At 51.3% G+C, this 25572-nt stretch carries 25 protein-coding genes; 14 read left to right on the top strand and 11 right to left on the bottom strand.

Annotated elements, in window-relative coordinates:
- The first annotated feature begins 114 nt into the window (after positions 1 to 114).
- Positions 115 to 348, top strand: coding sequence for a hypothetical protein (locus tag EPA93_RS02680; RefSeq protein WP_129885552.1), 234 nt, complete (start codon positions 115 to 117; stop codon positions 346 to 348).
- A gap of 125 nt (positions 349 to 473) precedes the next feature.
- Positions 474 to 965, top strand: coding sequence for an NUDIX hydrolase (locus EPA93_RS02675; protein WP_242527555.1), 492 nt, complete (start codon positions 474 to 476; stop codon positions 963 to 965).
- 235 nt (positions 966 to 1200) lie between these two features.
- Here EPA93_RS02675 and EPA93_RS02670 read toward each other — a convergent pair whose 3' ends face one another.
- Positions 1201 to 2145, bottom strand: a complete 945-nt coding sequence (locus EPA93_RS02670) for a zinc-binding dehydrogenase (protein ID WP_129885550.1) — start codon at positions 2143 to 2145, stop codon at positions 1201 to 1203.
- A gap of 154 nt (positions 2146 to 2299) precedes the next feature.
- On the opposite strand from EPA93_RS02670, the gene EPA93_RS02665 reads away from it, so the two are divergent.
- Positions 2300 to 3196 carry an MmyB family transcriptional regulator gene (locus EPA93_RS02665; protein WP_129885549.1) on the top strand — a complete coding sequence of 299 codons (897 nt, stop codon included), beginning with the start codon at positions 2300 to 2302 and terminating at the stop codon, positions 3194 to 3196.
- Positions 3197 to 3717: 521 nt separating this feature from the next.
- Positions 3718 to 4104: a serine hydrolase domain-containing protein gene (locus EPA93_RS50805; RefSeq protein ID WP_129885548.1), complete on the top strand. Its 387-nt coding sequence runs from the start codon at positions 3718 to 3720 to the stop codon at positions 4102 to 4104.
- Here the strand turns inward: EPA93_RS50805 and EPA93_RS02655 are convergent.
- Positions 4052 to 4888, bottom strand: coding sequence for a helix-turn-helix transcriptional regulator (locus EPA93_RS02655; RefSeq protein WP_165422827.1), 837 nt, complete (start codon positions 4886 to 4888; stop codon positions 4052 to 4054). The genes EPA93_RS50805 and EPA93_RS02655 overlap by 53 nt on opposite strands.
- 176 nt (positions 4889 to 5064) lie before the next feature.
- On the opposite strand from EPA93_RS02655, the gene EPA93_RS02650 reads away from it, so the two are divergent.
- Positions 5065 to 5358: a DUF1330 domain-containing protein gene (locus EPA93_RS02650; protein WP_129885546.1), complete on the top strand. Its 294-nt coding sequence runs from the start codon at positions 5065 to 5067 to the stop codon at positions 5356 to 5358.
- A 229-nt stretch (positions 5359 to 5587) separates the two neighbouring features.
- On the opposite strand, the gene EPA93_RS02645 is transcribed toward EPA93_RS02650, so the two are convergent.
- Both EPA93_RS02645 and EPA93_RS02640 read right to left on the bottom strand, forming a co-directional pair.
- Complete coding sequence (locus EPA93_RS02645) at positions 5588 to 6508, bottom strand: NADP-dependent oxidoreductase (RefSeq protein WP_129885545.1); 921 nt, start codon at positions 6506 to 6508, stop codon at positions 5588 to 5590.
- 94 nt (positions 6509 to 6602) lie between these two features.
- Positions 6603 to 7517, bottom strand: coding sequence for an alpha/beta hydrolase (locus tag EPA93_RS02640; RefSeq protein ID WP_165422826.1), 915 nt, complete (start codon positions 7515 to 7517; stop codon positions 6603 to 6605).
- Positions 7518 to 7692: 175 nt separating this feature from the next.
- Between EPA93_RS02640 and EPA93_RS02635 the strand changes: the two genes are divergently transcribed.
- The 3 genes from EPA93_RS02635 to EPA93_RS02625 all read left to right on the top strand — a co-directional run bounded on the left by EPA93_RS02635 (position 7693) and on the right by EPA93_RS02625 (position 10760).
- The gene (locus EPA93_RS02635; RefSeq protein ID WP_129885543.1) at positions 7693 to 8115 is read left to right on the top strand and encodes a winged helix-turn-helix transcriptional regulator; all 423 of its coding nucleotides are present in this window, start codon (positions 7693 to 7695) and stop codon (positions 8113 to 8115) included.
- 123 nt (positions 8116 to 8238) lie between these two features.
- Entirely contained in the window at positions 8239 to 9060 is an 822-nt protein-coding gene (locus EPA93_RS02630; protein ID WP_165422825.1) for an alpha/beta fold hydrolase, read from the top strand.
- Between the two features lie 647 nt (positions 9061 to 9707).
- Complete coding sequence (locus EPA93_RS02625) at positions 9708 to 10760, top strand: alpha/beta fold hydrolase (protein ID WP_129885541.1); 1053 nt, start codon at positions 9708 to 9710, stop codon at positions 10758 to 10760.
- A gap of 15 nt (positions 10761 to 10775) precedes the next feature.
- Here the strand turns inward: EPA93_RS02625 and EPA93_RS02620 are convergent, their stop codons facing one another.
- Complete coding sequence (locus EPA93_RS02620) at positions 10776 to 11129, bottom strand: hypothetical protein (RefSeq protein ID WP_129885540.1); 354 nt, start codon at positions 11127 to 11129, stop codon at positions 10776 to 10778.
- Positions 11130 to 11588: 459 nt separating this feature from the next.
- On the opposite strand from EPA93_RS02620, the gene EPA93_RS02615 reads away from it, so the two are divergent.
- From EPA93_RS02615 to EPA93_RS02595, 5 genes are all read left to right on the top strand, one after another.
- Positions 11589 to 12452: an SDR family NAD(P)-dependent oxidoreductase gene (locus EPA93_RS02615; RefSeq protein WP_129885539.1), complete on the top strand. Its 864-nt coding sequence runs from the start codon at positions 11589 to 11591 to the stop codon at positions 12450 to 12452.
- Positions 12453 to 12619: 167 nt separating this feature from the next.
- On the top strand, positions 12620 to 13369 hold the full coding sequence (locus EPA93_RS02610; RefSeq protein WP_129885538.1) for a VC0807 family protein: 750 nt from the start codon (positions 12620 to 12622) through the stop codon (positions 13367 to 13369).
- Between the two features lie 521 nt (positions 13370 to 13890).
- On the top strand, positions 13891 to 15444 hold the full coding sequence (locus EPA93_RS02605) for an MDR family MFS transporter (RefSeq protein ID WP_129885537.1): 1554 nt from the start codon (positions 13891 to 13893) through the stop codon (positions 15442 to 15444).
- Between the two features lie 143 nt (positions 15445 to 15587).
- Complete coding sequence (locus EPA93_RS02600) at positions 15588 to 17063, top strand: outer membrane protein assembly factor BamB family protein (protein ID WP_129885536.1); 1476 nt, start codon at positions 15588 to 15590, stop codon at positions 17061 to 17063.
- A 284-nt stretch (positions 17064 to 17347) separates the two neighbouring features.
- Entirely contained in the window at positions 17348 to 18250 is a 903-nt protein-coding gene (locus EPA93_RS02595) for a class I SAM-dependent methyltransferase (RefSeq protein ID WP_129885535.1), read from the top strand.
- A 360-nt stretch (positions 18251 to 18610) separates the two neighbouring features.
- Here EPA93_RS02595 and EPA93_RS02590 read toward each other — a convergent pair whose 3' ends face one another.
- The 3 genes from EPA93_RS02590 to EPA93_RS02580 all read right to left on the bottom strand — a co-directional run bounded on the left by EPA93_RS02590 (position 18611) and on the right by EPA93_RS02580 (position 21287).
- Positions 18611 to 19453: an MBL fold metallo-hydrolase gene (locus EPA93_RS02590; RefSeq protein WP_129885534.1), complete on the bottom strand. Its 843-nt coding sequence runs from the start codon at positions 19451 to 19453 to the stop codon at positions 18611 to 18613.
- A gap of 69 nt (positions 19454 to 19522) precedes the next feature.
- Positions 19523 to 20338, bottom strand: a complete 816-nt coding sequence (locus EPA93_RS02585; protein ID WP_129885533.1) for a helix-turn-helix domain-containing protein — start codon at positions 20336 to 20338, stop codon at positions 19523 to 19525.
- A gap of 91 nt (positions 20339 to 20429) precedes the next feature.
- Positions 20430 to 21287: a CPBP family intramembrane glutamic endopeptidase gene (locus EPA93_RS02580; RefSeq protein ID WP_165422824.1), complete on the bottom strand. Its 858-nt coding sequence runs from the start codon at positions 21285 to 21287 to the stop codon at positions 20430 to 20432.
- A 467-nt stretch (positions 21288 to 21754) separates the two neighbouring features.
- Here EPA93_RS02580 and EPA93_RS02575 point away from each other — a divergent pair, with 467 nt between their 5' ends.
- Entirely contained in the window at positions 21755 to 22966 is a 1212-nt protein-coding gene (locus EPA93_RS02575) for a cytochrome P450 family protein (RefSeq protein ID WP_129885531.1), read from the top strand.
- A gap of 108 nt (positions 22967 to 23074) precedes the next feature.
- Here EPA93_RS02575 and EPA93_RS02570 read toward each other — a convergent pair whose 3' ends face one another.
- The 3 genes from EPA93_RS02570 to EPA93_RS48175 form a co-directional block, all read right to left on the bottom strand.
- Positions 23075 to 23803, bottom strand: coding sequence for a TetR/AcrR family transcriptional regulator (locus tag EPA93_RS02570; protein ID WP_129885530.1), 729 nt, complete (start codon positions 23801 to 23803; stop codon positions 23075 to 23077).
- A 181-nt stretch (positions 23804 to 23984) separates the two neighbouring features.
- Positions 23985 to 25340, bottom strand: a complete 1356-nt coding sequence (locus EPA93_RS02565) for a lanthionine synthetase C family protein (RefSeq protein WP_129885529.1) — start codon at positions 25338 to 25340, stop codon at positions 23985 to 23987.
- Between the two features lie 15 nt (positions 25341 to 25355).
- The gene (locus EPA93_RS48175) at positions 25356 to 25517 is read right to left on the bottom strand and encodes an FDLD family class I lanthipeptide (RefSeq protein WP_165422823.1); all 162 of its coding nucleotides are present in this window, start codon (positions 25515 to 25517) and stop codon (positions 25356 to 25358) included.
- Positions 25518 to 25572: the final 55 nt, after the last annotated feature.

Here is a 25572-nt window from a genome sequence, read left to right as displayed (position 1 = left end):
TAAGGGCCAATTCGCTTGATCGCGACGCCCCTTTAACAATCCCTTATTGTAGCAGTGGAAAGCCCTAAGTGGATTGGATAGAGCGGTTAGACCAGGCTCGCAAAGGGTCTTGATATGCCTGCGGAAGATCGTGATCAAGCGTTATACCACATAAAATATATGCAAGGAGAGGGGTATAAGCGATTTGCCTTCCATGTACAGAAGGATATCAGTCTTGCTAGAAGAGAAAATTATGCAAAACAAGCTCTTGACCAAATGATAGATTGGCAAGGAATGAGCATTGAGTTACCGGGATTTGAAGTGCTCGTCGTCCAAGTCTCGCAAGCACAATGTCCTCATCCTTCTTGATCCCAGTGAGGCAATACGGCAAGCTACACAGCTAGAACATTTATGTGGTCAGCGTTATCCTGCACTACTTGACAAGATCCATCGTGTGATCTTCTTAGCTCAACAAAGGTTGCATAAGAGTAGTGATGCTTTCACAGAGATCTTTGAAGCCTCACCTTATCAAGCTAGAAGAAATGTTCTCTAGCTCACCTATAATGGAACAGGATGAATATATGAGAATCCATGGTACCAATATTATTCTTCTAAATAAGCATCGTGCTGTACTGCTCCAACTTCGAGATGATAAATCAACCATTCCCTATCCGAACATGTGGGCACTTCCTGGCGGCCATATTCAGGAGCCGGAAACTCCACAGGAGTGCATTTTACGAGAAATAAGGGAAGAGCTTGGTTTGGAATTAAAGTATGTCTCATTATTTACAGAGGCCGAACGTAGCTATGGCAAAGAGCATACTTATTGGGCTTATGTTGACATCTCGCTGAAGGATATAACGCTCTCAGAAAGACAGGCTGTTCAATGGTTTACGCGCAACGAAATAAAGAAGATGCAACTGATCTATGAGGACAATAGAATCATCGAGGATTTTTTCACTTATGGCCCATTTGAGATAAAATAGACATAGACAGAGCTTATTAGATTAGAGGAATATTTACAAGCTTATGCACCTCACTCCGAAGATCGGGTAGTCAGTGCTGAACTGGAGCAAATCTGTGAGAGCATTATTGACAGCTATCTCCGCTCCCCCAGCGAAGGAGGAGCCAGAGGACGCAAGGACGACCTCTGGCGGGTGCCTTGCTCGCTCCAAAGCCCCGTCTCGGTCGGTTCGATGGTGATTGTATTGGAAGGAAAATCTACGCAAGATGTAGAACAGCTTTACCTGTGAATTGTCGTTGCAGCAAGCGTTGCGCGATCTCACCGATATCGTGCCAGGAAGCCTCCACCTCAATATATGTATTCAATTTCTGGCTGGCTACCAACTGCACGAGCCTGGCAAGATCTTCGGATCGCGTACTGCTCACTAATTCTGTGCCCCCGTTCAGCCCGTAGAGGGTAGTTCTTCCGGTTCGCACGAGATTCATAACGTCTATTGTGGCCTCTGCCGCTGCTGACCAGCCTATCGTGACGCAGATTCCTCCGGGTGCCAGGAGAGAGAGAGCGGTGGCGAGTGCTTTCCCACCAAGCGACTCGATAACCAGGTGGTAAGGGCCGTAGGCTTGCGCTGGTGCGAGATCATCCCCCACGATCACCTCATTGGCTCCCGCTTCGCGTACTAACGCCTCGTGGCGAGACTGGCGAGCAGTACCTACGACATAGGCACCGCTGAGCCTGGCGAGTTGATGGGCGAAGAGTCCTACCCCACCAGTGGAACCGGTAATCAATACGCGCTTGTTCAGGAGAAATCCCCCCTTCTCAAGCGCACAGAGCGCAGTAAATCCAGCAACAGGTAAGCTAGCCGCTTGAGAAAACGTAACGTTGTCTGGAAGTTCTGCCATAAGGTCTGTAGGAACCGCCACCTGCTCGGCCCATGAACCAGCAGCAATCATACCAACCACCCGGCTCCCGGCCTTCGGCCCGGTCCCATTCGCAGCCTGTTTGATGACAGTTCCGGCCAGATCCCAACCGGGTCGCCAACCCGCATCGAAGTACATGGCACCCAGCACCTCTCCTCTATTCAAAGAAATGGCCTCCACCTTAACAAGCGCTTCCGAGGGGCCAGCCTGGGGCGCTGCTACCTCTTTGATGGCCAGGCGCCCTGGAACATCAGGATCAACTACTATCGCACGTATAGAACTCATCTGTTCTTCTCCTCTCTTTATATAGCAAATTTGCTTTCTGGGAATAGTATAGGAGGAAGCAAATGTTTTACCAAGAGTAAAAATACGCTTGACTTTGCGGCCTCGGTTATTTCATATTTCGTATGAATTCGAGAGAAAATTATATGAGGAAAAGATGCAATTACCGCTATCTGCGATAAAAGAGGAGAGTGCGCCCTCAAAAGAGCAGGCTCATGTGTTCCATCAACTGCTCGCAGCCATTGAAGCTGTGCGCTACAAGCGCCAGGAAGACTATCGCGAGAAGGGCCATCCTCAATTGAAGCGTTTTACACAACAAGAACTCAATGACGAAGTATGCCCGACCTATAAAAACTGGCTGATCGGGCGCACTCAGCGCGTGCCGAGCCGTTCCCTGCTGATGGCAATTGCCGACTATCTTGAATGTAGCCTGAGTGAGCGTAACACTATCCTGCTCGCAGCCCAATATGTGCCTGAACAGCCGGCGTGGGAAGGCGGTGCCTTGCGGCAAGCGTTGGAGCAGGCGCAGCAGGTCATGCAGGCATTGCCCTATCCGGCCATCATGGTCACGCACAAGTTTCGGGTCGAGGCTGCGAACGAGTCCTTTCTCCGCCTCCTTGAGTTGCCTTCTCTTGATATGCTTCCGCAGCATCAACGCATGATGTTTCATTTCCTCCTTCGCTCGGATATTCGGATGCACTCCATGCGCGATACAGAAGTATATGCTATGTGGCAGCAACACGTAATGTATACCTTACAACACTTCAAAGAGGATAACAGGCTCTACCAGTATGATGCCTGGTACCAGCAGCTTGTGAAGCAATGTTGTGATGAGATTGTGGACTTTCAAAAGTACTGGGAAAAGTCGCAAGAAGCAACCAGACAGGAGGTTGCGCCGACAAAGATAGTGTTTGCTCGCATGGCGAGCACCGGCGAGGTACTTCCTATACGAGTGCGGCATATGCATATCTCTGTCACCAGTAAAACCTATCCAGCGGTCTCGGCACTATTTCCGGTCGATGAGGCAGCACAAGCCGTATTCGCCTCACGGTAGCGTGACCTCATACTTTGAGGCTTTGCGAGGAAAACTGAGGGAAAACGCTGGGAGTCCATCTACCTCGCTCTTTTTGGGCTATAAATAGAAGATGTGGGTGCAGAAAGCACGTGCGTTTCCAGGTGGCGGAAAGGATATAGATGCGCGCTCCATATGAATTATCAGTCCGAGCAATGAAGGATGGGAAGCCGGATCAGCCATCACCCATTGGGATGATAGCTGATCGGTTGTGGAAAAGAAAATGACTTCTCATGCCTTGGCCAGGAAACAGACTCGCCCAGAGCTTACTAGTGTGATCGTACTACCACATATTGCCCATGTCCATAAAAATACGGATGTCTTGCCCTGGATGCTTGCTGAAACACAGGGTATATTAGAAGAAAAAGTGAGCAACGAACTAAAGGGGCAGGACATGGATGAACTACGAGTACCGCTTCTTTCTCTCCTTTTCTCTCAACGGGCATGCTGTCAGAGTATGCAAACATGATGCATAAGTATCATATTGAACGACGCATTCGGGCATGGATGGACACCTATCGGATTCCTGGAGTGGCTGTGGCCGTCGTTCACGAAAAAGCGTTACTATCTACGCAGGGATTTGGCTTTACCAGTGTGGACAAGGGAGCCATACCCGTGACCAACAGACGCTGTTTCGCATTGCCTCAACCACCAAGCCGTTGGTAGGTATCGCTTTGATGCGCTTAGTTGAACGGGGTACGCTTACACTGGATCTGCACATCTCGACCTATCTTCCCTGGCTACACCTCAGTCAGCCAAGACTTTCACAGCAGATTACTTTGCGCCATTTGCTCAGCCATACCTCTGGCCTCTGCCAATTTCCTCAGATGGCATTGGTTATGAGGTCTCTTCTAAAAGTGCAGTCAATTTTGCTGCGGTATCGGTGTTAGGAACGGGTGTATGCACTATCATGCGTAAATCGCGATGATCAGGAAGCTGGAAGGCTGTGGCCTGCAGGTGTAACGATCCGACGAGAGGATGTATAAGGTGCATCGGGCGCATTTGCATTCCTTGCACTTCGTAAAGTGGCCACCATTCACGAAACTCTGGACTCGCCTCACCCAGATCCCTGATCAGCTCTCTCAACCATGCTTCTCCGATATAGCGCTGCGTGCTGGTACGAAAGAGGGCCAGTGTGCGTTGCGCATCTTCTTCCCAGTTGACCAGTTGGGTGCGGGGTTGTGGATGGGTAAAGAGAAACCAGAGGAAGTTGCGTTCCCGGGCAGATATCTTTCTAAAATCAGCATAGATGTGACAGGCCGCCTGATTCCAGGCAATGAGATCCCAGTGAGGACAGATGACATAGGATGGATAGATCCCCATGTTCTCAACAATGAGTTGGAGAGCCGGGTCAGCTCTATGCGTTGCGGGAGCCGGAATGGTAGGAGACTGCCCGCGCGCCAGAAGAAAGAGGTAGGCGCGCTCATCTTCATTGAGATGTAAGACACGAGCCAGGCTTTCCAGGACTGAAGCCGAGACGCTAATAGCTCGTCCTTGTTCGAGCCAGGTATACCACGTGGTTCCCACTCCTGCGGCCAGCGCCAGTTCTTCTCGGCGCAGCCCTGGCGTTCGGCGGCGCTTTCCTGCTGGGAAACCTGCTTGATCGGGGGAAATACGCTCACGGCGGGTCCGCAAAAACCGGGCTAGTTCTGCTCGTTGCTCTTGCTCATTCATCGGTTTCTTCCTCATCCTGGTTACATTTATACCAGAATAAATTCGCTCCTGGTTCCAGTATCCTGTTGGTTGCATAATTCTAGCACATAGATATATGTCTTTGCTCTGGTATGCATAAGACCAGGCATTTGGCAACAGTTTCTCCTCTGAGGAGAAGCGCATGAAAGGAAAAACAGATGGCTGTTTATTTTATTGTCGATACTATGAAAGTAACTGATCCACAAATGCATGCAGAATATAGCCAACGTGCCGCATCAACGCTTGAACAATATGGGGTAAAATTCCTGGTAGGAGGAAGCGCCCCTCATGAGGTAATTGAAGGGATTTGGCAGACGCAAGGAGTGGCTGTCCTGGAATTTGAAGATAGAGAACATTTCAAACGCTGGTATGATTCGCCTGAGTATAAAGAGATTCGCAGGCTGCGCATTCAGTCCACATCTAATAGGGCGATTGTGATACTGGGGAAGTAAGAAGAGAGTGAGGAGGGTGTGGAAGGGGGAATGGATACCGCTTTCCATTCCCTCTCGGCGATCAGGCGGGTTTAACTTATAGATAAAGATGCGCAAAAGGCGGGTAGCTAAGAGGTCCGGATACTAGATATTACTACCCGGACCTCTTAAGGACTATTGATACACGTACCCTGCTGTGCGTTACGTATTATCTCATCCCTCTTTAAAGGATGCGCTTAGCCATCAGCGCTCAGGGCACGAGCACAATCTTGCCAAGCGTATGGCGTTGCTCCAACTCCCGATACGCCTCTTGCACAGCGCTGAGGGGATAGGTGCGCGCAATCGGGATCTCCAGTTCACCCTTGTCGATCAACTGCGCGAGCTCTGCCAGTACCTCGGCGTTTGCCGCGACCGTGTGTCCCACGGCCTTGACGCCATACTTGTCAGCAGCCTCAAAGTTGATAATCGTCTCGATGCGTTCTGGTCGCACGCCAAGTTTAAGGGCAAGTTCGACGTAATCGGCGCCAAAGGTATCGATAAAGGCGTCGAGATGATCCCCGGCGGCCTCGCGAATTCGCACCTCAACGCCTTCACCATAGGTAATCGGGATGACTTGATGTGCGCTTAACCACTGATGATGAGCTGGACTTGCCAGGCCTATGACCTTTGCCCCTATCCTTACAGCCAGTTGAACCACGATTGAGCCAACGCCGCCTGCGGCACCTGAGACGGCGATAGTATCACCTCGTTTCACTTCAACGGCGTGGATCGCTGCGTAGGCCGATGTTCCAGCTACAAACAGTGAGCCGGCAGCTTCCCAGGGAATGTTGGGCGGACGCCGAGTAAGCTCGCTAGCTTCTGCGACAACAAATTCGGCTTGGCTTGCCCGCTTGTTGGTGAAACCAATCACCTCATCGCCCACGGCAAAACCTTGCACTCCCTCGCCGATCTCGGCAATGACTCCAGCCAGATCGCTGCCCTGACCAGAGGGAAATGTAGCCGGCCAAAGCTGGTCGAGCAAGCCCTTACGAATGGCGGCTTCACCTGGATTGATGCCAGCAGCCTTGACCTTGACAAGGAGCTGGCCCGGACCCGGCACAGGGCGCTCAACTTCGACAACCTGCAACACTTCGAGCCCACCATACTGATTAAATCTTACTGCTTTAGGCATTAGTTTGCTCCTTCTGTATTATATCGGCTATTTTTTTAATCGTTCATTGGTACACATATGTACATAAGGCCCGCTCATAGAAAGACCAGTCAGGCTAAGACAACTTGAGCTGGCGGCGAATGAACTTTCCAGCCTTCTCAAGGGATTGCTGCGCTTCGGGCAAGACGTAAGCGAATTGCTGGAAGACGTGCCACATATCATCCCAGACCGTAAGCTCGACTGGAACATTAGCCGCTCTAGCATGTTCCGCGATGACAAGAGAGTCATCAAGAAGAACCTCGTCTCGGCCAACCTCAATAAGCAGAGGCGGCAAGCCGTGCAGATCCGCGTTAATTGGCGAGATGAGCGGATTGTGAATATCTTCGCTCCCAGCATATAAAGGACCCAATGAGTTAATCAGCTTTCCCGTGAAGATAGGATCGCTGGACTCGCGCGTAGACCGGCTCTCCACCGTGCCGGCAAGATCTGTCCAGGGCGAAAAAAGTACAGCTCCTGTAGGCATGGACATGTTCTTGTCGCGTAAAGCTTGTAATAGAGCCAGCGCCAGACCCGCGCCGGCCGAATCTCCGGCAAGAATGATGTGCTCCGGCTTTGTTCCTCTGGCGAGTAGCCAGCGGTAGACTATCAGTGTATCATCTAATGCCGCTGGGAATGGGTGTTCGGGCGCGCGACGATAGTCAATCTGCAGGCTTCGTACTCTGGCCTCGTTTGCCAGGCGCGCAACCAGATCGCGATGCGATTTAAGCGAACCGAGCACATAGGCCCCACCGTGCATAAACAGCATCACGCGTTCTGCATCGGTGACAGATGGATATATCCATTCAGCCGGCACTCTATCTATCTCGATAGGCTCTACCCGCGTACCTACGGGCAAAGGAAGCGGGCCGGTATAGTTTTCTACAAGCAATTCATAGGAGACGCGCTGGCCTTCAAGGGTTGTTGGAGCGTTTGGATTGCTCCGACGATCTAGCAAATAACGACGAATCTGCATGCTTTCTGGATCTGCCATCAGGAAAACCTCATCTTTCGAGAGAGAAATCTCAAAGAACAAGAGACAATAGTTTATAATATGTGGGAGATAGGTTTTCTTCTCTAAACTGAGTAGATGATCCATCACCTGCAGCTACTATAACCGCAATACATATAACTTGTAAGAAGTAACTAAAAAGTGATACAGTTACCATATGGAAACTAAGCAGCAAACACAACCAGATCTTTTCCGCGCCAACTGCCTCTCGCGGCAAGTGCTGGAATTAATCGCTGATCAGTGGACTCCCCTGATTATTTATGCTCTGGAAGCGGGTACAACTATGCGTTTTGGCGAATTCCTCAAGCGGATTGAAGGCATCTCGCGGAAAATGCTGGCTCAAACATTGCGGGAGATGGAACGCAATGGCCTGGTCCGGCGCGTCGTCTATCCCGTTGTGCCTCCGGTCGTAGAGTATTCTCTCACTCCATTAGGAAAGACGCTGGTTGAACCCATGAAAGCCCTCAGCGCTTGGGCTTATGGACACTTGCCGGAAGTTGCGCAGGCTCGCGAGGAGTATGATCAGCGCGTCCATACACAGATTCAGGATGAAGTGGCTACCCTCGTTCAACAGCGCTAGTCCTGACGATGCCAGGCCTGCGGGCGAACTTTAGCGCAAGATGCGAGAAGTTTTGCCTTATCCCTCTGTGCTATATTCTCATGTGCTAAATAAAGATCTTTACGCATGAATGGAGTTAGCAAGATGCAATGTAATCTCGAAGATCTCTCAATCTTCTATGAAACTTATGGGGCCGGTCGGCCTATCATAATGCTGCCAGGGCGGCCAAGCGATCACAACATCATGAAGCGCTTTATGGAGCCCCTATTTACGGAGCAGGACGCCTGGTTGCGCATCTATCCCGACCTGCCCGGCACCGGCCTCACGCCCAGCCTTGAGCGGCTGGCCACGCACGACCAGATGATCGAGACTATGCTAGCGTTTATTGATGCTGTCATTCCCGGCCAACGCTTTATCCTTGCCGGGCTCTCCTATGGCGGTTACCTGGCACGTGGGGTGCTAGCGCAACGTGCCGCGTCGATCGATGGTCTGCTGTTGTGTGCCCCTCAAGTAAAAGCTGATCCCACACAGGCCCAGCTTCCCTCTAGAGCTATCGTAGTAGAAAATCCGCAGCTCCTGACCAGCGCCAGCCCGCATGTGGCGGGGCTCGTCGAGGATCTCGTTGTGGTACAGAGCGAGCCAGTGCTTGAGGTCATGCCCATAGTGCTATCGGAAGTCATTAAAGCCGACCATGCCTTCAATGGGCGCCTGGAAGTAGCTGCTCCCGCCTCTTTTGAAGTGGACCCCCAGCAAGCCAGCTTTGAGGCCCCAACGCTCATTCTAACTGCGCGCCAGGACCATCTCTGCGGATATCGGGATGCCTGGAATCTGCTGGAGAACTTTCCCAGAGCAACCTTCGCGGTACTTGATCGCGCCGGTCATTTTGTGAATATCGAACAGGATGAGCTTTGTCGGTCCCTTATGCGCGAATGGTTGCAGCGTGTCAAGGAATACGAAACACGCTGATCTTTACAACGAGCCGGCTCCTGATGAGTGATTCTATTTAAGTATAGAACAGAGATTATGCTCCATTCATTTGGAAGGCTGTAAAAGGGAAATGCGCCAAAGTTTTAGAGAGAGGCCAAAGGAGATTGCCAACCTCCGCAACGCCTCAGGCAGCTCGGAGCAAGGCCTGTTCAATAATATTTGGTCCGTTTGAAGGATGGCCTTGCTTCTTTGTTATACGCGCCCGGCTGCCGATGAGAGATACATCTGTTTCCAGCAAAGTGGACAAATCTCCTTTCTGCGTTTGAAGCTATTCACGAGAAATGTTTCTATATCTATCCTCCAGCGTTCAAAGTTGGCATCCAGACGCGGATGGAGGATATCTTGGAGCCACACAACCCTACCTTGCTTCTCCCTCACTAAGCACTTGCACGGCTTTCATAGAGGATGATTGTATTCTCTGTGCTGGGACCACAGAAGACCCACTCCTCCTCACTTTAATGATGCCTGATCAGTTATCTCCTACCTGAATCACTCCTTGACTTCGCTTGTGTTTATTTGATAACATTCTCAATGAGATTCTTTCACAAGCGAGAAAGATATCTCTATCTCTCTGAAGCAGTAGCTCCGATGAAAGGCAATAAAGTCGTTCTAGAGGAAATATATTCATGAATAGACAAAAGAGTCAATATGATAGGAAGAAACCTTTCTCGGTAAAAATAGGGAAACAAGCAAGCTGGAAACGGTGGGGTATTCTAGGGTTTAGCGTGCTATTGCTGTTGCTTGCCGGGTGGGGATATCAGATGATTGGCACAACTATTGATGCCCAGGCCTACCCGCCGCCTGGAAAGCTGGTTGAAGTTGGCGGGTATCGGCTCCACATCGATTGTACTGGCAAGGGCAGCCCAACTGTCATCCTGGATGCTGGCCTTGGTGTTAGTTCGCTAATCTGGAGCAGAGTGCAGCCTGAAGTAGCACGTTTCACGCGTGTCTGCTCATATGACCGAGCAGGCCTGGGATGGAGCGATCCAGGACCAACATCACAAACGAGTCAGCAAATTGTTACTGCTCTGCATACTACTCTTTTGACGCGTGCTCAGGTTACCGGACCATTTATCCTTGTGGGACATTCGTTTGGAGGATTGAATATGCGTCTCTATGCTAGCGAGTATCGTCAGGATACTGCGGGTCTGATACTGGTCGATGCGCCAGATGAAGGAAAACCATTAGCCGTCTCTCCTGTCACGCATCAGGTCATAAACATATGCCATGCGCTTGCCCAGGTAGGTATCATGCGCTTGGCAGGACTAATCAATCTGTATCCTGACGATCTTGGTACCTACGATTCCTCTGTATTGCCTATGGTGAAAGCTCTGATGGTCCTTCCAAAATACTTTACAGCGACTTATGAGGAGCAAGCTGGCTATGCGGTAAGTGAAGCTGAGGTTCATGCTCATAGATACTCCCTTGGTCATCTTCCGCTAATCGTGCTCACCGCTGGTCGTTCTGATTTCTCGGATGCTGTCTCACTTCATCAGGAGCAACTCTGGCAGAATAGGCTTGCCCGGTTCCTCTCTTCGAATAGCAAGCAAGTTATCGCCAGCAAGAGTGGGCATGTCATTCAGTTCTATCAACCTGAACTGCTTGTGAAGGCTATTACGCAAGTTCTGTACGTTGCACAGCACGGAGGCAATCTTTCCTATCTTAAACGTTTGGTGTGAGTTATGAAAACCCATTTACCAGTCAATCAAATCAGTAAAAGCCAATGGAGGCCGTTGCAGATGCCCATTCAACCACATGCAAAAGTTGTGCAGGCTGACTTTGGCTGCCAAGCGAGCTTGAAATCCAGTCAGATCATGCGGTCGCTCACGAGCCAGGCGAAATGTGTTGAGCAGTTTGTCATTGACCGTCTCAATGATCTGTCGCAGGCTCGCTCCCCAACGCTGCAGGGCTTTAGGCCAACGAAGCCGACTGGTTTGGTGAGGGACCGTTCTCACCTCTGCCCGGCTCTGTGCGCGCCATCGCCGGTGAGGCTTTTCTCCAGCAAACCCTTTGTCAGCAACATAGGGGGCTTGTGCAAGCTCTTTCAAGTCCTTTCTCATTCACACCAAACGTTTAAGTATAGAACAGAGATTATGCTCCATTCATTTGGAAGGCTGTAAAAAGGAAAAGCGCCAAAATTTAGTTAGAGGCCAAAGGAGATTGCTAACCTCCGCAACGCCTCAGGCAGCTCGGGGCAGGCCTGTTCAATAGTATTTGGTCCGTTTGAAAACGTTATCCTTGCTTCTCTGCCATACGTGTATCCAGTCTCTGGTTGTTTCCCGTAGTGTTTCTAAAATCTCCTTCCGTGCCAGTGTCTCTAGTCATGGGTCTTGCTATTCAGGACTATGGCGCTGGTCCTAACAGGAGACAGTAAAAATAGGCCCGCAATCTGTGACCGTTGGGTCATGTGTTGTTCTGCCCCTGCCGTCTATACTTTGGTATATGGAAGAGGGGCCACTCACTACTTTTGCCCGGAAAAGCAAGCAAAGAAAAAAGGGGAACTGAGGATGAAAACATTTCAAGGAAAAGTGGCAGTCATCACAGGCGCGGCCAGCGGCATTGGCCGCGGACTTGCCGAACATTGTGTCAAGGAGGGCATGAAGGTCGTCCTTGCCGATATTGAAGAGCAAGCTCTCCTGCAAGTCAGCCAAGAACTTACCGCTCAGGGCGCACAAACCCTTGCGATTCCAACTGACGTTTCACAAGCTGCAGAGGTGGAAACACTTGCCAGGAAAGCGTTTGAAACCTACTCAGAGGTGCATCTGTTGTTTAACAATGCGGGTGTGGGAGCAGGCAAGACCGCCTGGGAAAGCACCCTGGCCGATTGGGAATGGGTTCTGGGGGTCAACCTCTGGGGCGTGATTCACGGCATCCATTTCTTTGTCCCAAGGATGCTTGAGCAGCGCGCCGAGAGCCATATTGTCAATACCTCGTCTGTGGCGGGCCTCACTTCAGGCCCAGGTTTGAGTGTATATAAGGCAAGCAAGCATGCAGTGGTGAGCCTTTCTGAGACCTTGTACCATGAGCTAACGCTAAGGAATGCCAGCATTGGAGTCTCCGTCCTCTGTCCCGGCTATGTGAAGACGCGTATTCAGGACTCGCAGCGCAATCGTCCGGTCAGACTTCAGAACGCTCCAGTCGAGAACGCTCCTGGTGAGACAAAATCGTCTCCTCAAGAGGAGGCAGGACGTCAATTTATTCTGCAGGCTATACAACGGGGGGAATCTCCCCAACACCTTGCCGCTACCGTCTTTGAAGCTATTCGTGAGAAACGGTTCTATATCTATCCCCAAACATTCAAAACTGGCATACAGACGCGGATGGAGGATATCCTGGGGCAGCGCAACCCTACCTTGCTCCTCCCTCACTAAAGTCATGCCATCGCTTGCCCGGCTTTCTTAGAGGAAGATTGTATCCTACATTGAAGCCGCAGAAATCCCACCCGTGAGATAAATATTCCCAAAAGAACATGCTAAAAAACGGATCTTTCGCACGAAAGATCCGTTTATGTGATGAGCACGAGAAAGGAGACCCAACTATGACACCTTCACCCGCCCCTGTAAATCCCAAGTCCGGGACTGCTCAACCTATACAATCACCGTCTTTCCGCACTCTGATGACCAGTCTGCTCCCCAGCATTCTGCTCAATGGCGTTCTTGTCCTCGTCGTCTACCAATTGGCGAAGCACTTCACATCGGCCTCCGACGTGAACGCGCTGTTGCTCTCGGCTCTGCCTGCCCTGATTGGCACCATTATTTCCCTTATCCGCCAGCATCGCGTAGATGTGCTGGGTGCCTTCTCACTCGTAACTATTGCTGTTTCTCTCGGGCTGAGCTTCATGACCGGGGATGCCCGTCTCCTCCTGATTCGCGAATCATTTCTGACGATGCTCTTCGGCATCATCTGCCTCATCTCGCTCCTCTTCCAGAAGCCTGTCTGGTACTATATCATCGGTTACTTCATTACTGGCAACAATCGCGAGCAGATGGCCGCGTATGACGGAGCCTGGAGAGAATTTTCGGCTTTTAGGATCTACATCCGCAATGTGACAATTCTGTGGGGAGTCATATATGTAGTTGAGTTTCTCATTCGTCTTGTCCTGATCTACACCTTATCCATTCCCCTGGTTCTGCTGATTTCTCCTTTCCTGCTCACGGGCCTCACTGTTCTCGCCAGCGGTATAACATTTCTCTATGGGCAAAGCCTTGGGAAACTGCGCGATACAGAGCAGCAAGCTAATAGTGATAAGGCTAACGACGAGCGCGTGCGAGATAAGGAGGGGGCGTAATGAAATTAGCTCTCAGAGAGGTGAGAAGTTTGCGTTTGGCGAAACCTTCCTGCCGCGGGTGTAGGCTTATCGCCTCTCTAATTTCCTTATGATATAGTGGAAAGATAATAGGAGCTCACTAGAATTATTCTGTAGATATACAACCTGCACTGTATTCTTCCAAACCCTCACCCCTTGCATCAGTGTTATAAAGTAGACTTTGTGATCCTGCAAAAAGCGTGGCCAGCTTTGGATCATAAGGCATGCATGCCTCTACATCTTGGATCTGCTCTAAGCAAAAGCTAGCAGATTCTAGTATTGCTTCAATACAATGGAAAGGATATGTTCATTCTGCACAATCGAGCCTTCCAGCCTTCTCGTGAGGAGCCCCTTTTGAGCGCGTCCCTGGCTGGCATTGTTGCCAGTCTGAAGCAGTGAGGAGCTCGCTTCCAACGAGAAAGGGCTGCCCATATCCATTCCGGCTCATGAGTGAAGAGAGGACAAGAACGCAGTTCCTTTGAAGAGAGTGAGCATATATACGCATGCCAAAAAGCACAAAAATTATAACAATTGTTGCCTTACTGCTCGTCTTAGCGCTGGCAACCCTGGATTCGACGATTGTTGCCACAGCAATGCCCGGTATTGTTAGCCAGTTGGGCGGCATAACGCTCTATTCCTGGGCATTCTCGGCCTACCTGTTGACTTCTACGACGGTTGTCCCCTTGTATGGTAAGCTTGCCGACATTTATGGTCGAAAGCTTCTATTGCTGGTTGGCGCGGTGATCTTTCTGGTAGGTTCCGCAGCTTGTGGCTCCGCGCAGAGCATGGAGCAGTTGATTTTCTTTCGTGGCTTGCAAGGTCTGGGCGCGGGAGCGATTCAGCCACTCGTCTTGACTGTTATGTCGGACATCTCTTCTTCGGCTGAGGAGAATGCCAGAATGCTAGGTGCCATCGGGGCATTATGGGGCGTGGCAAGTGTAGTTGGTCCGTTGCTTGGAGGATTGATCGTGGATCATTTTCCTTGGCAGTGGATCTTCTATCTCAATCTTCCCTTCGGTTTGCTCGCCATTGTCCTGCTCGCCATCTTTTTTCAAGAGCGTTTTGTGCGCCAGAAGCATCAGCTTGATTATCTTGGCGCCATCTTGTTAACAGGAGCGGTGATTGCTTTGTTGCTCTTCCTGCTGCAGGGGGGAACGGCCTGGGCCTGGGTCTCTTTGCCAAGCCTTGCTTTACTGCTTGCTACACTCATCCTATCAGTAGCCTTTTTCCTTGTCGAGAGGCGCGCGGCCGAGCCAATTCTCCCGCTTGAGCTTTTTACTGAGCGCACCATCGCGCTCTCCAATAGCGGCAGCTTTCTGCTGGGGTGCATCCTCTTTAGCCTGACGACGTATGTCCCGCTCTTTGTGCAGGGAGTGCAGGGTAGCAGCGGCACTGAGGCCGGTACCGTCCTCATCCCAAACCTGGTAAGCTGGGCCATCATTTCCATGCTGGCCTCGCTCATCTTGCGCTACTTTGGCTACCGCTTTATCGTGCTAACCGGGGCGCTGTTCATAGCTGTGGGAACCGGTATGATGGTGTTTTTCCGCGAACAGACTGGCTTTGCCTTTCTCGCCCTTGCCATGATTGTATGCGGCATCGGTTTTGGCTTGGCAAGAGTAATTTATACCCTTGCGGTCCAGCGCGCGGCGCGCAAAGAGCTTGTAGGGGTGGCAACGGCATCAAGCCAGTTCGTTTCGATGATTGGGGGAACCCTTGGCGTTGCCGTGATGGGCGCCATCCTGAATGGGCAGATACAGCAGCGCCTTATGCCTATTATCGCTCGTGTGGCCGCTTCTGGGCAACGGTTACCAGAAGGGACGTCAGCAATGACTGTATTGCTCACGCCAGCCCTGCGCGCTACCCTGCCTCTTGCCTTATTGGAGCAGCTCAGAGCTGCCTTCTCGCAAAGCCTGTTCTGGGTCTTCCTGACTATGCTGCTTATGGCCCTGCTTGGCCTGCTGATTATGCTCTGGTTCCCGGCTGTTATTCTTGAACAGCCTGACTCTTCTGTTAGCGGAGAGCTGGAGACGGCACACAGTGGTGCCAACGAAGATTAAATATGTGGGCCTGCGTTCTGCAGGCTCACAAACTTTTGCCAGAACTTACCAGGTGCAAGGGAAGCATTGTTGCTATATCTTAAATTTGCTATGTTATAGGAGATGGAAAATTTGCAAGAAATATATTTGTAGGGAAAAAGCGTATGGATAACTTTAACCAACCTGACGATGATGAAATGCAGCTTCAGTTGATAGATCTGGATGCTAGCGATCCTGGTCAGGGCAAGCAAGGGGCGCCTCAGCGCTTCTTGCAAAGTTATTTTTCTGGCCCCATGCGGCGATATATCATGGGCGGCGCTCTTCTTATGCTGGTTGGCCTTCTTTTCGTCTTGATTCTACTTCCCATATTGACCTCCTATTCTCAGCAACGTCCTCTCCCTACTTCTCTCTCCGCTACACTGATGCTTGTTGCCACAACTTCCCATGCCTTATATCTTCTGGATAGCGCTACTGGAAGCATGGAAGCGGCAGCCCCGGATACTGGCCGACTTCTCTGGCGGGTCTCTCCTGCCTGGCCCTTGAGACCTCCTGTAATACTCGCCAACGGAACCCTCTACTGTATCGCTTACACAGCCCAGGAGAGCCATGTCTATGCATTAAGTGCAAAGAATGGACAACTGCTCTGGCAGCATCCCTTGTCAAGTGTTTATCCGCTAGCTTTTCTGCATGGTCAGCAGTCCCTCTACCTGTTAGTCAGGGGCATACACATACCAGAAAGCAGCTTGCTAGCCTTGAGCATGGCAGATGGAAGCCTCCTCTGGCGGCGGCAAATCGATATTTCGGCAAGGGCAAATGCGAATCTTGCGCTCGGCTCAGATGCTTTATACCTTAACACTTCAGAAGGGGAGCTTCTCCAGGCATTTCGGCTTCATGATGGCGCGTTGCTCTGGCGCTATGCTTCACGGGATGCCACATGGTTCGTAACCTCAAATGCAGGCATTACCTATGTCGAGTCAGCCAACGAGGGCCTGAGAGCGCTACGCACTCGTGACGGTAGCGAGCTGTGGCACTATCAAGGAGGTGTAAATGGTTTGCCTCCCTTTGCCCATGGAGTAGTCTATCTTTTTTCGCCTGATGGAGCTGTTGAGGCGGTTCGTATGAGCGATGGAACCCGCTTGTGGCGCTATCGTGGCGCCCAGTCTCTCTGGGGGACGTTGCAGCTCTCGGAAAATAAGCTCCTGGTCTGTAGCGGCGAAGGGACAATCGCCACTCTGCAAGCTTCGGATGGTCGGTTACTCTGGCAAACGCGGCTTAAAAGTCTTCCTGGTCAGCCATTTGTCTCGCCCGGGATTATCTATCTATGTATGATAGATGGCTCTCTCTTCGCGCTTCAGGCCAGCACTGGCCATATTCTCTGGCATATCAATGCAGGCACATTGAGGCTTGATCAACAGGCGATCCAGGAAGAGGGAAAGCTTGTTTATCTTGTAGCTCAGGATGGCCTCCTCTCGGCAGTTCAGAGAGAAACGGGCCGAGAGCTCTGGCAGATAAAGGGTCTGACTGCTTCTCCATATATTCAGAACGAGAACGTCTATGTGTGCTTGCGGGATGGCTCATTGACGGTTCTACGCGCTGTGACGGGAAGGCATTTATGGCGACTTATGCCATCACCGGGTTAGAACGCTTGCCATATGGCAAAAATCTATTCATAAATATTGGAGCAAATTGAGTTTGTTTTGCTTGTCTTGACAACTCATGTATCTCTGTTCTATAGTGCTTATAGAGGAAACCAGGGTACGAGCGTTCATGAGGGGGCTTTGCTGAATTTCGCGCTGCATCTTTCTCGTGTCCTTGCGCTCTTCCTGGTTGGATCTTAGCTGCCTATGGGCAACTCTTGCCCTGGCTGCGCAATGGACCTACACCTTTACAGAGAATATGCAACAAAAGGAGATATAAAGAGAGCATGACATCAATCTCATTTGATCCTCTGGCCCAGGCGTATGACGCCATGCGTGGCTATCCTGAGAACGTGTCTCAGCAACTGGCTCAGGCAATTGATCAGGCGGCACGCGGGAATGCTCAGACGCGTTTCTTGGAGGTAGGCGTTGGCAGCGGGCGGGTAGCTCTTCCTTTGATTGAACTTGGACGCCAGTACACCGGGGTCGATATTTCAGAGAACATGTTGACCCGGCTTGTGCAGAAGTTACAGGCGGCAGGTTGGCAGGAGATGTCAACGCCGTGGGGAAGCGAGATTGATGAGCAGGCAGAGCAGCAACCAAAAGTGCTGCGTTTTGTTCATGAGCGCAAGCATACAAGGACGCGCGTGATCAAAGCAGATATGACCGCGCTCCCGTTTCAGGATGCCTCCTTTGATGTCGTGATTGCCTCCCATGTCTTCCACTTTGTGAGTGCATGGCAGAAGGCCCTCCAAGAAGTCGTGCGTGTCCTGCGCCCAGGAGGCATGTTGATCCGTTGCTGGAACGAGAACTGGCAGCAATGTTGGGAGCCTGGATCAGGGGAGATCAGGAGAGAGTGGAGCAAGATCGTCAAGCATTTAGGAGGTAGCGTCAGGTTTGTTGGAGCCGCGGAACAGTCGGTAACGGCCTGGCTACAAACGCAGGGCCTGGCAACCGAGCAATGGGAGATTCTTAGTTGGCAGCGGCCCGTTACTGCCCGCTCTCTTGTCGAGAGTCTCATGCACTATCAGCGGGCGGGAGCCTGGTCTTTACCCGATGACCTCTTTGAGGCATCGCTCGAACCCCTACAACTGTGGGTACATGAACGCTATGGAGCGCGCATTGATGAGGTGTTTCCTCAAGATGAGCATTTACTGATCGGAAGAACTGTACTGCCCGCTCAGAGATAAGCGAAGCAGACCGCCATGCCTTCAGTTTAAAGAGTATGATGATCTGTTCTCTACGCGGGCTTGACGCAAGCACTACGATGAACTGACCATACTCCTGAGAGCCTGGTTGATTGTGTCAGTGGCCACCAAAGTCGAATAGGGGAGCGCAAGAGCAATTAAGCCAGCCTTCATATGAAAGTCATTCGCAACGTTGAACTCCTTCTGGCTGATTTGGGGCGTTGAGGGAATACTTGGCAAGGTAGAGATGAAGATAGCATGGGCTGTCTTTCGATCCAGTTGGAGATATTTTGCTAGAAGGATTTCCGCCTGAGCTGGCTTGCTGTGAATCCAGGCTTCTGCCGGGGTGAAGCGCTCATTAGGTTAGAGTGCTTCCCAGCGGCGCTTGCCATCTCTCTGTACCAATCTACCAAAGACGGAATCGGCAAAATGGGAGGTTCCAGCAATGGTGGCGGATCTTGCCAGTTCCCGAAACATGCGCTCACGCGTCTGTATGGCCATCTCAGGATCAAGATCCAGGGTGCAGGCCCATTCTGGATGATCAATTTGCACGATGCTATGCACGACATCCCCAAGGATCAAGACGCGCTCATTTCCTGCTTGCACGACGAGCGAGGAGTGTCCAGGAGTATGACCGGGTGTGGCCATGACTGTTATGCCGGGAGCAATGCACTGGCTGTCTTCTACGAGCTCAATATGATCCTGCAATAGCTCTAGCGCTTCTTCCACCCTGGCTCGGCTGACGTTAGGATCATCAAAGCGCCGCCACTCAATATCGCGGACCAACTGGCGGGCGTTAGGAAAGACCATCGTTTGTCCATCTTGCGTTTTTTGCCCGATCCATCCCACGTGATCGCTATGAATATGGGTATAAAAAACGATATCGACACTGGCCGGATCAATATCGGCCAGGGCGAGATTAGCAAGCAACTTTCCCCCATACTGGGCCCCTAAAGGGAAAACATTATTTTTCGGGCCAACACCGGGATCTACCAGTACGGTACTATGAGCTGTTTGAATTACATATGCACCAAGGCTACACACTAATTGGCCGCTTGCATCCAGGAGGCGCTTATAGCTCTGCCAATCGGCTGGCGTAGACATGGGATACAGAGGAGCGGGATGCACGAGGGCATATCCATCAGAGAGATAGGTAATGCGCACGTCGCCTATCGTTAGCTGTTGTTCTTTTACGGCCGTTGCCATGCTTATTATTCTGCCTTTCTTATTGTACGAACTTTCGCTCCTAGCATAGCAGGCTCTTAGATCCTGGATCTAGTAAAATTTTGCTGTCTTGCGGTAAGTTCCGGGTGTGATACCAACATGTCGCTTGAACTGTTTGGTGAAATGGGTTTGATCGAAAAACCCGGTTTCATGGGCAACGTAGCTGACGGAAAGGCCTTTGGCGAGCAAATTCCTGGCGTGTGCTATGCGTAACTGAAGTTGGTAAGCATGAGGTGGCAAACCGACAGCTTGCCGAAACACGCGAGTGAGATGGAACGCGCTCAGATTGGCAATACTAGCAAGCGTTCCCAGAGAGACATCCCCGGCATAATGTTCTGCCAGGTATGCTTTGACACGCCGGATGGCAGAGTGCTCGCCTCCTACATGCTCAAGCTCTGCTCGGTCTCTGGCCTGCGAGAGGAGCAATTGCGCAAGAGCGGTCAGCAGTGTCTCCTGCTGTTTTAGTTGTGATGCAGGCTCGATTAAGCCAGCAGAAAGATTTGCGAAGAGCTGGCTGAGAGCTGAATTGCATATTCCAGAAGCTGGGAAATGTGGTAGAGCTTTCTCTGTTCCCAGCGTCTCTATCGCTATGTGCTGCAGCAATGTAGGATCAACCAGTAAGTGAGAAAATGTCAGTTCCTCAGACTGGCAACCCCAGACTTCGCCGGGTTCAATCACATAGAAAGCCCCCCTGGCGAGTTCCTGCTTGCTGAGGCGGTACTGTAAGATTCCCCGACCCGCCTGCACCGTCCCAATTACATAAGAATGGGCAAATCGCTGACAGTAAGGATTAGTGAGCGTGATCCCCTGAAGCAATTCAAGCTGCTGCTGTGGCCACGGATGCCGGATGGTAATGCTATTCTTCATTATGACATAAACCGATTCATATACATAGCCTCAATGTATTCTATCACGCTTCTCCGCACACATATGTTGCATGAGAGCCTCGCTTTCCCCGCTAAGGCGTTGGCTCGGTGACTGATCTTTGCTGAACCTTGCTGGCCTCCGTCCTCGGTCCGTTCTCCTTTGGGCGAGAGAAGATCTGGGCCCTTATCGTCAAAACCACGGCAATGGCTGCGACAAGATACAAGAAGGCCATGATGAGCGCCGTTCCTTCGGCTGCCGGTGGAAGAATGTCGTCAGCTATGTTGTGCCCCGCATGGGCGAGCATAACGAGCAAGAGGCTGCCACCAGTTTTGTTATAGATCCAGCCATAGATAACCGCAGTCGAGATGAGTCGCACGTAAGTTTGCACAACGTCGGGAGGCGTAATATGTACAGGGCCATTTGGGGCCAGGATTGGCCATAAGTGCCAGGTGGACCATAGAATGCCAATGATGATACTTGCCCAAAACATACTATACCGCTTTTGGAGTAATGGCTGAGCGAAGCCGCGCCAGCCAATCTCCTCGCCTAACGATCCGGCGATTAATGGGCCGAGGGTCGAGCCGAGAGCAGGAATGACTACCCATGGCTGTGGCTGCGCTATGCCTAGAGGCGATGAGATTATATGGGCTAAGAACATTAGCACCAGCGGACCAAGTAGCACCAATGCGTACCACTGCCAGCCAACCTTCCATTTTCCTATTGGCCTTAATAAGGAACGAATACCGCGGACCCCAAACCAGAGGCTAGCTATAGCCAGTGCCGCAAGCGAGGGTGTAAACCCAATAAGGATAATTGCTGGCGAGGAGAAGTCTTTCCCATCAGTAAGCAGGAAAATGAGCAGTCCAAGGGCAGAGAGACCCAGGAATGCGCCGGCCCAGGCTAACAGACAGGGGCCTATCGCTGAGGGCTCTACGCTATTTGGGGGCATTCCAATGTTACTCTTTTGTTCTATCATGATTGCTGCGGCATGATCCCTCTACCTGAGGTGTGGAGGGAAGGTTGCACCTCCTTTGATAAAAATAAGCTCCGCCAGCAGGAGCAGCATAAGCCTGCTCTGACTGGCTTTATAGTCCCCTGCTCCAGGAAGCCTATATCAAGAGTATAGAAACAAATTATGGTGAAACTGTGGCAAATATGTTACAAAGTGGTGCCAATGCTCTCCAGCCAACATCCATGAAGTAGGGGATAATGTCTTGCTTGCCTGCGCTAGCATTGACAATCAGTCAACTCATAGGCTATACTTCTTTAATAATAAACAGATACTCTGTTTATGAATGGGAAAAGCATATTCTGAGGCCTACTGCTGAGGTTGGCGTCGCGCTTTGTAGAGCTCATGGTGATCAAGTTTGGCCGGCAGGGCCGGTCCATCGTGAGAGGCAGAGAAAGGAATAGAAAATGCCTGACTATACACTTGCAGATTTCGGTACTCCTGCATTCAATCAGAATCCCTTCCCTATCTGGGAGCAACTCAGGCAAAATGAGCCATTATACCGCATGGATCTGCCTGACGGCTCTCATGCCTGGATGATAACACATTACGATGATATACTAGCGATTTCCAAAGATCCGCGTTTTATTAGGGATGCTAAAAAGCTTGTCCCCGAGGAAGTAAGGGAAAATATGCCACCTTCCGTTGCTGCAGTGAGGCGCATGCTGGGCCAACAGATGATGAACGCAGATCCTCCAGAGCATACGCGCCTACGCCAATTAGTATCTAAGGCATTTACGCCACGTATGGTAGAGCAATTGCGCGGCAGAATCCAGCAAATCACTGATGAGTTGCTAGATCGCGTCGAGGCTCACGGGCAAATGGACCTGATTGCTGACTTTGCTTTCCTTTTGCCCGTCACCGTCATCTGCGAGATGCTAGGGGTCCCGGTCGAGGATCGCGATAAATTCCGCGTATGGAGCAGCTTCCTGGTCAAGCCGAGGGAAGAGCAGTCCCAGATGGAATTCCTCACTATACTTAATGGCTTTATCGATTATATAAAAGCACTGCTGGAGGAGAAAAGGAGTTACCCAGACGAGAAGTTGCTGAGCCGGTTGATCCGGGTTGAGGAAGCTGGCGATAAGCTTTCGCAAGACGAATTGATCTCCATGGCATTTCTGCTGTTAGTTGCTGGATATGAGACAACCGTCAACTTGATTGGCAATGGCAGCCTGGCGCTCTTGCTCCATCCTCAGCAGATGCGTAAATTGCAGAAAGAGCCTGCTTTAATCGTGAATGCCGTTGAAGAACTGCTGCGCTACAGCGCTCCAATTACGCTGACGCAGCGCTGGGCAAATGAAGATGTGGAGCTGCATGGTAAGCACATCGCGCGCGGCGACGCGGTATATCTTGCCCTGATGGCAGCCAATCATGAGCCTGCACATTTTCCCAATCCAGAAGAGCTTGATCTCGCTCGTGAGCCAAACGAGCATCTTGCCTTTGGCAAAGGGCTCCACTTTTGCCTTGGTGCGCCCCTGGCCCGCCTTGAGGGGCAGATTGCGCTGCAAACGTTGCTGCGGCGTTTCCCCAATCTGCATCTGACTGTGAAGCCGGAAGAACTGAAGTGGCGCGCAAGCCTGGGATTCCGCGGTTTGCAAGCCTTGCCCGTGGCGTTTTAAGCATTTTCCGGCAGGTCAGCCCTGGCGTTGGCTGCCGGCCTGCGAATGCTGGAACGCAAGTTTGAGGTCAGCTAGCTTTCCAGCTACCTGGCCTCTTCTTGAAGAAGCTTACCTTTCAGGATTCTCTTCGCTCTGTATATGGGATGAAGTAGTTAGGGCCAGCCATTGTGCAAGCTCATCATGTGAAGAGTGCGGCAAGCAGCCCTCTGGCGCGCCCAGTACCCGCTCAATAGCCTCAACGGTAGCCGTAGTGATTCGTTCGAGTTGGGGCAAGTCGTCTGGCTTGCGTTCTCCTGAGAGAAGCAGTGCAGCGCTTGCATAGCCCAAATCCTCAAGCAAGGAGATGATCAACCGTGCCGTCTGATCTGGATAGCGCGTATGAAAGACGCCTTCGCGGATTCCCTCCTTGATGATCTCCTCCAGCCAGGGTGTGAAGCGTTTCAGGCGCTCGACATGCAACTTATGGCGCACAATAGCATTCTCGTCGCCGTACCAGACTTGGAGGTAGGCGAGAACAAAGCGCATGTGCTCGCGTTTCCTATATTCAATGGAGGCAAAGAAGTTCAGGAGCTTGTCCAGGGCCGAGAGCCCAGGGTCATGAAGCATAGGCAGGATGAACTTTTCTACCTCGTCAGTCATGCGTTCAACTAATGCCAGAAGCAAGGCCGGTTTTGAGTCAAAGTAGTGATAAAATGCCCCCGAGGAGATGTTGAGTTCGCCGAGAATATCGCCAATGGCCATCTGCTCATAGCCCTTTGTTTCGATTGCGCGCCAGGCTGCGTCGAGAATGGCGTTGCGGCGAGTCTCATAAGCAGTTTTGTTGACAGTACGTACCATCGCTTTCCCTTTTTAATAAGCAGAGGCTCGGTTTATGATTGCGAGCAGTATAGCTTATGCGCAAGTTTCATGTCAATGGAAGTGTTGAGGCAGCAATATTAAACCCGGCCTGACAAAGTGACGTATCCTTTCATTGAGAAATGAAAATATCATTTTATTGGGAATGCTCTATGCTTGCGGCTCACGAAGGCAGGAAGCAACGATCCCAGCTCGGCTCGTTGCTTGTAGAAGCCGCGAGCAGGACCAGAGCAATGCCCGCTACACCATCCAGTAGCCATGGGTGATCTACCAGAACCTGGGAACCTTCTATATCCAGATGGCGATAGCCCAGCAAGCTGGCAGGCTGATAGAGTGAGAGCAATTGTTCGCACAAGGTATTAGCTGCCTGTGAGAATAGAGCATCTCCTGTAGCATTGGCAAAATGCAAGGTGATTTGCAACAGGCCAGCGATGCCATGACAAAAACTTGGAGAGCTGATACGACGGGCGGCTAAAGGCCGACGAAAGACACTCTGCATACCCACCCTGGCCAACTCACTATATGTCTCACAATCCAGGGCCTTTCCCGCTAGCCAGAGAGCATAAGCCACGCCAGGAGTGCCATAGCACCAGGCAGTGCGTGTCCCCTGCAGCAATTCGGGAGAAGTAACGCGCCCGATAGGCCAGGCCCTGGGCCAGGTAATTCCCCACTCATCCTCCCTGTGAAAATCCACAAGTCTGTCAGCTACATGCTTGATAGCGACGTCTAGCTCTGGCATATCTATACCACGCATGCGAGCCAGTGAGAGCAAGGCTAGCAAGGCAGGGATACCATGCGCCAGGCCACAGTTGATATATCCATCGGGATAGACAGCAGACCAGGCCGGGTCCAGTGCCATCTTAGCTGGAACATAGTAGTGTGGCACGCCATCCTTTTCTTGTGTTAGATAGAGTATCGTCTGCAATACAGTCTGCAAAGTTTGGGCAACCTCTGGCACATGAGAGCGGCTGAGGAGATATGTGCCCATTCCTGCTAGCCCGGAAATCTGATCGTAGAGTGTTTCAGCACAGCCATGCACTCGCTTCACAAGAACTTTTGTGGCGAGAGCACTGATACGGGGCAATGCCTGTTGCTCTAAAGTCGCGAGCAGCTTTTGATAGCGTGTTCCTCCGTGACTCAATGACCAGGTAGCGAAAAGAAGGCCGCTCAGGCCAGAGGCGAGAGAAAGACGCTGCTGCGCTCCTGGCAGGTCTTTGAACGCCTGCACTGCGATCTGCAAATGTTGATGGCCGACAGCATCCCAGCCCTCCTCGGGGAAGAGAGCGTCGAGCGCGGAAAAGAACAAAGCCAGCCCTGTATTTCCTCCGCTCAATGAAAAAGCCTTGTTCAGCAAATAGGGATAGAGAGTCTGTTGGAGCGCCAATTGCGAGGCTTCTTGCACCCTCACTCGATCTCTTAGGCGAACGGCTATATTTCTGGCAGCAGCGTAGGCTGCTGCTGCCAGATCAGGCTTCACCACGATTTGCCATGAAACCTGCTGTGAGTTGAATGTACTCATGATCTACCAGTGGCGCTACACACATCCGCAAGGATGGCCGGTGCAGGTATGATCACAGGTGCAAGTTCCGGTAACGTTAGCCTCTTCTCCAGGATTGCCATCGTTGGCTTGCGACCAATCTTCAGTATCTGATACTTCAAAAACACGAATATCAAGGTCAAACTCTTCATTGGACATAATGTCTCTCCTCTGTGAAAAACACATTCTACACAAAGCGTTCCGCAGCGTGGCC

The sequence above is a fragment of the Ktedonosporobacter rubrisoli genome (genome assembly GCF_004208415.1).
GTDB lineage: Bacteria > Chloroflexota > Ktedonobacteria > Ktedonobacterales > Ktedonobacteraceae > Ktedonosporobacter > Ktedonosporobacter rubrisoli.
The sequence above is the reverse complement of the archived record's forward strand: the minus strand, read 5'-3'. Positions and strand labels throughout refer to the sequence as shown.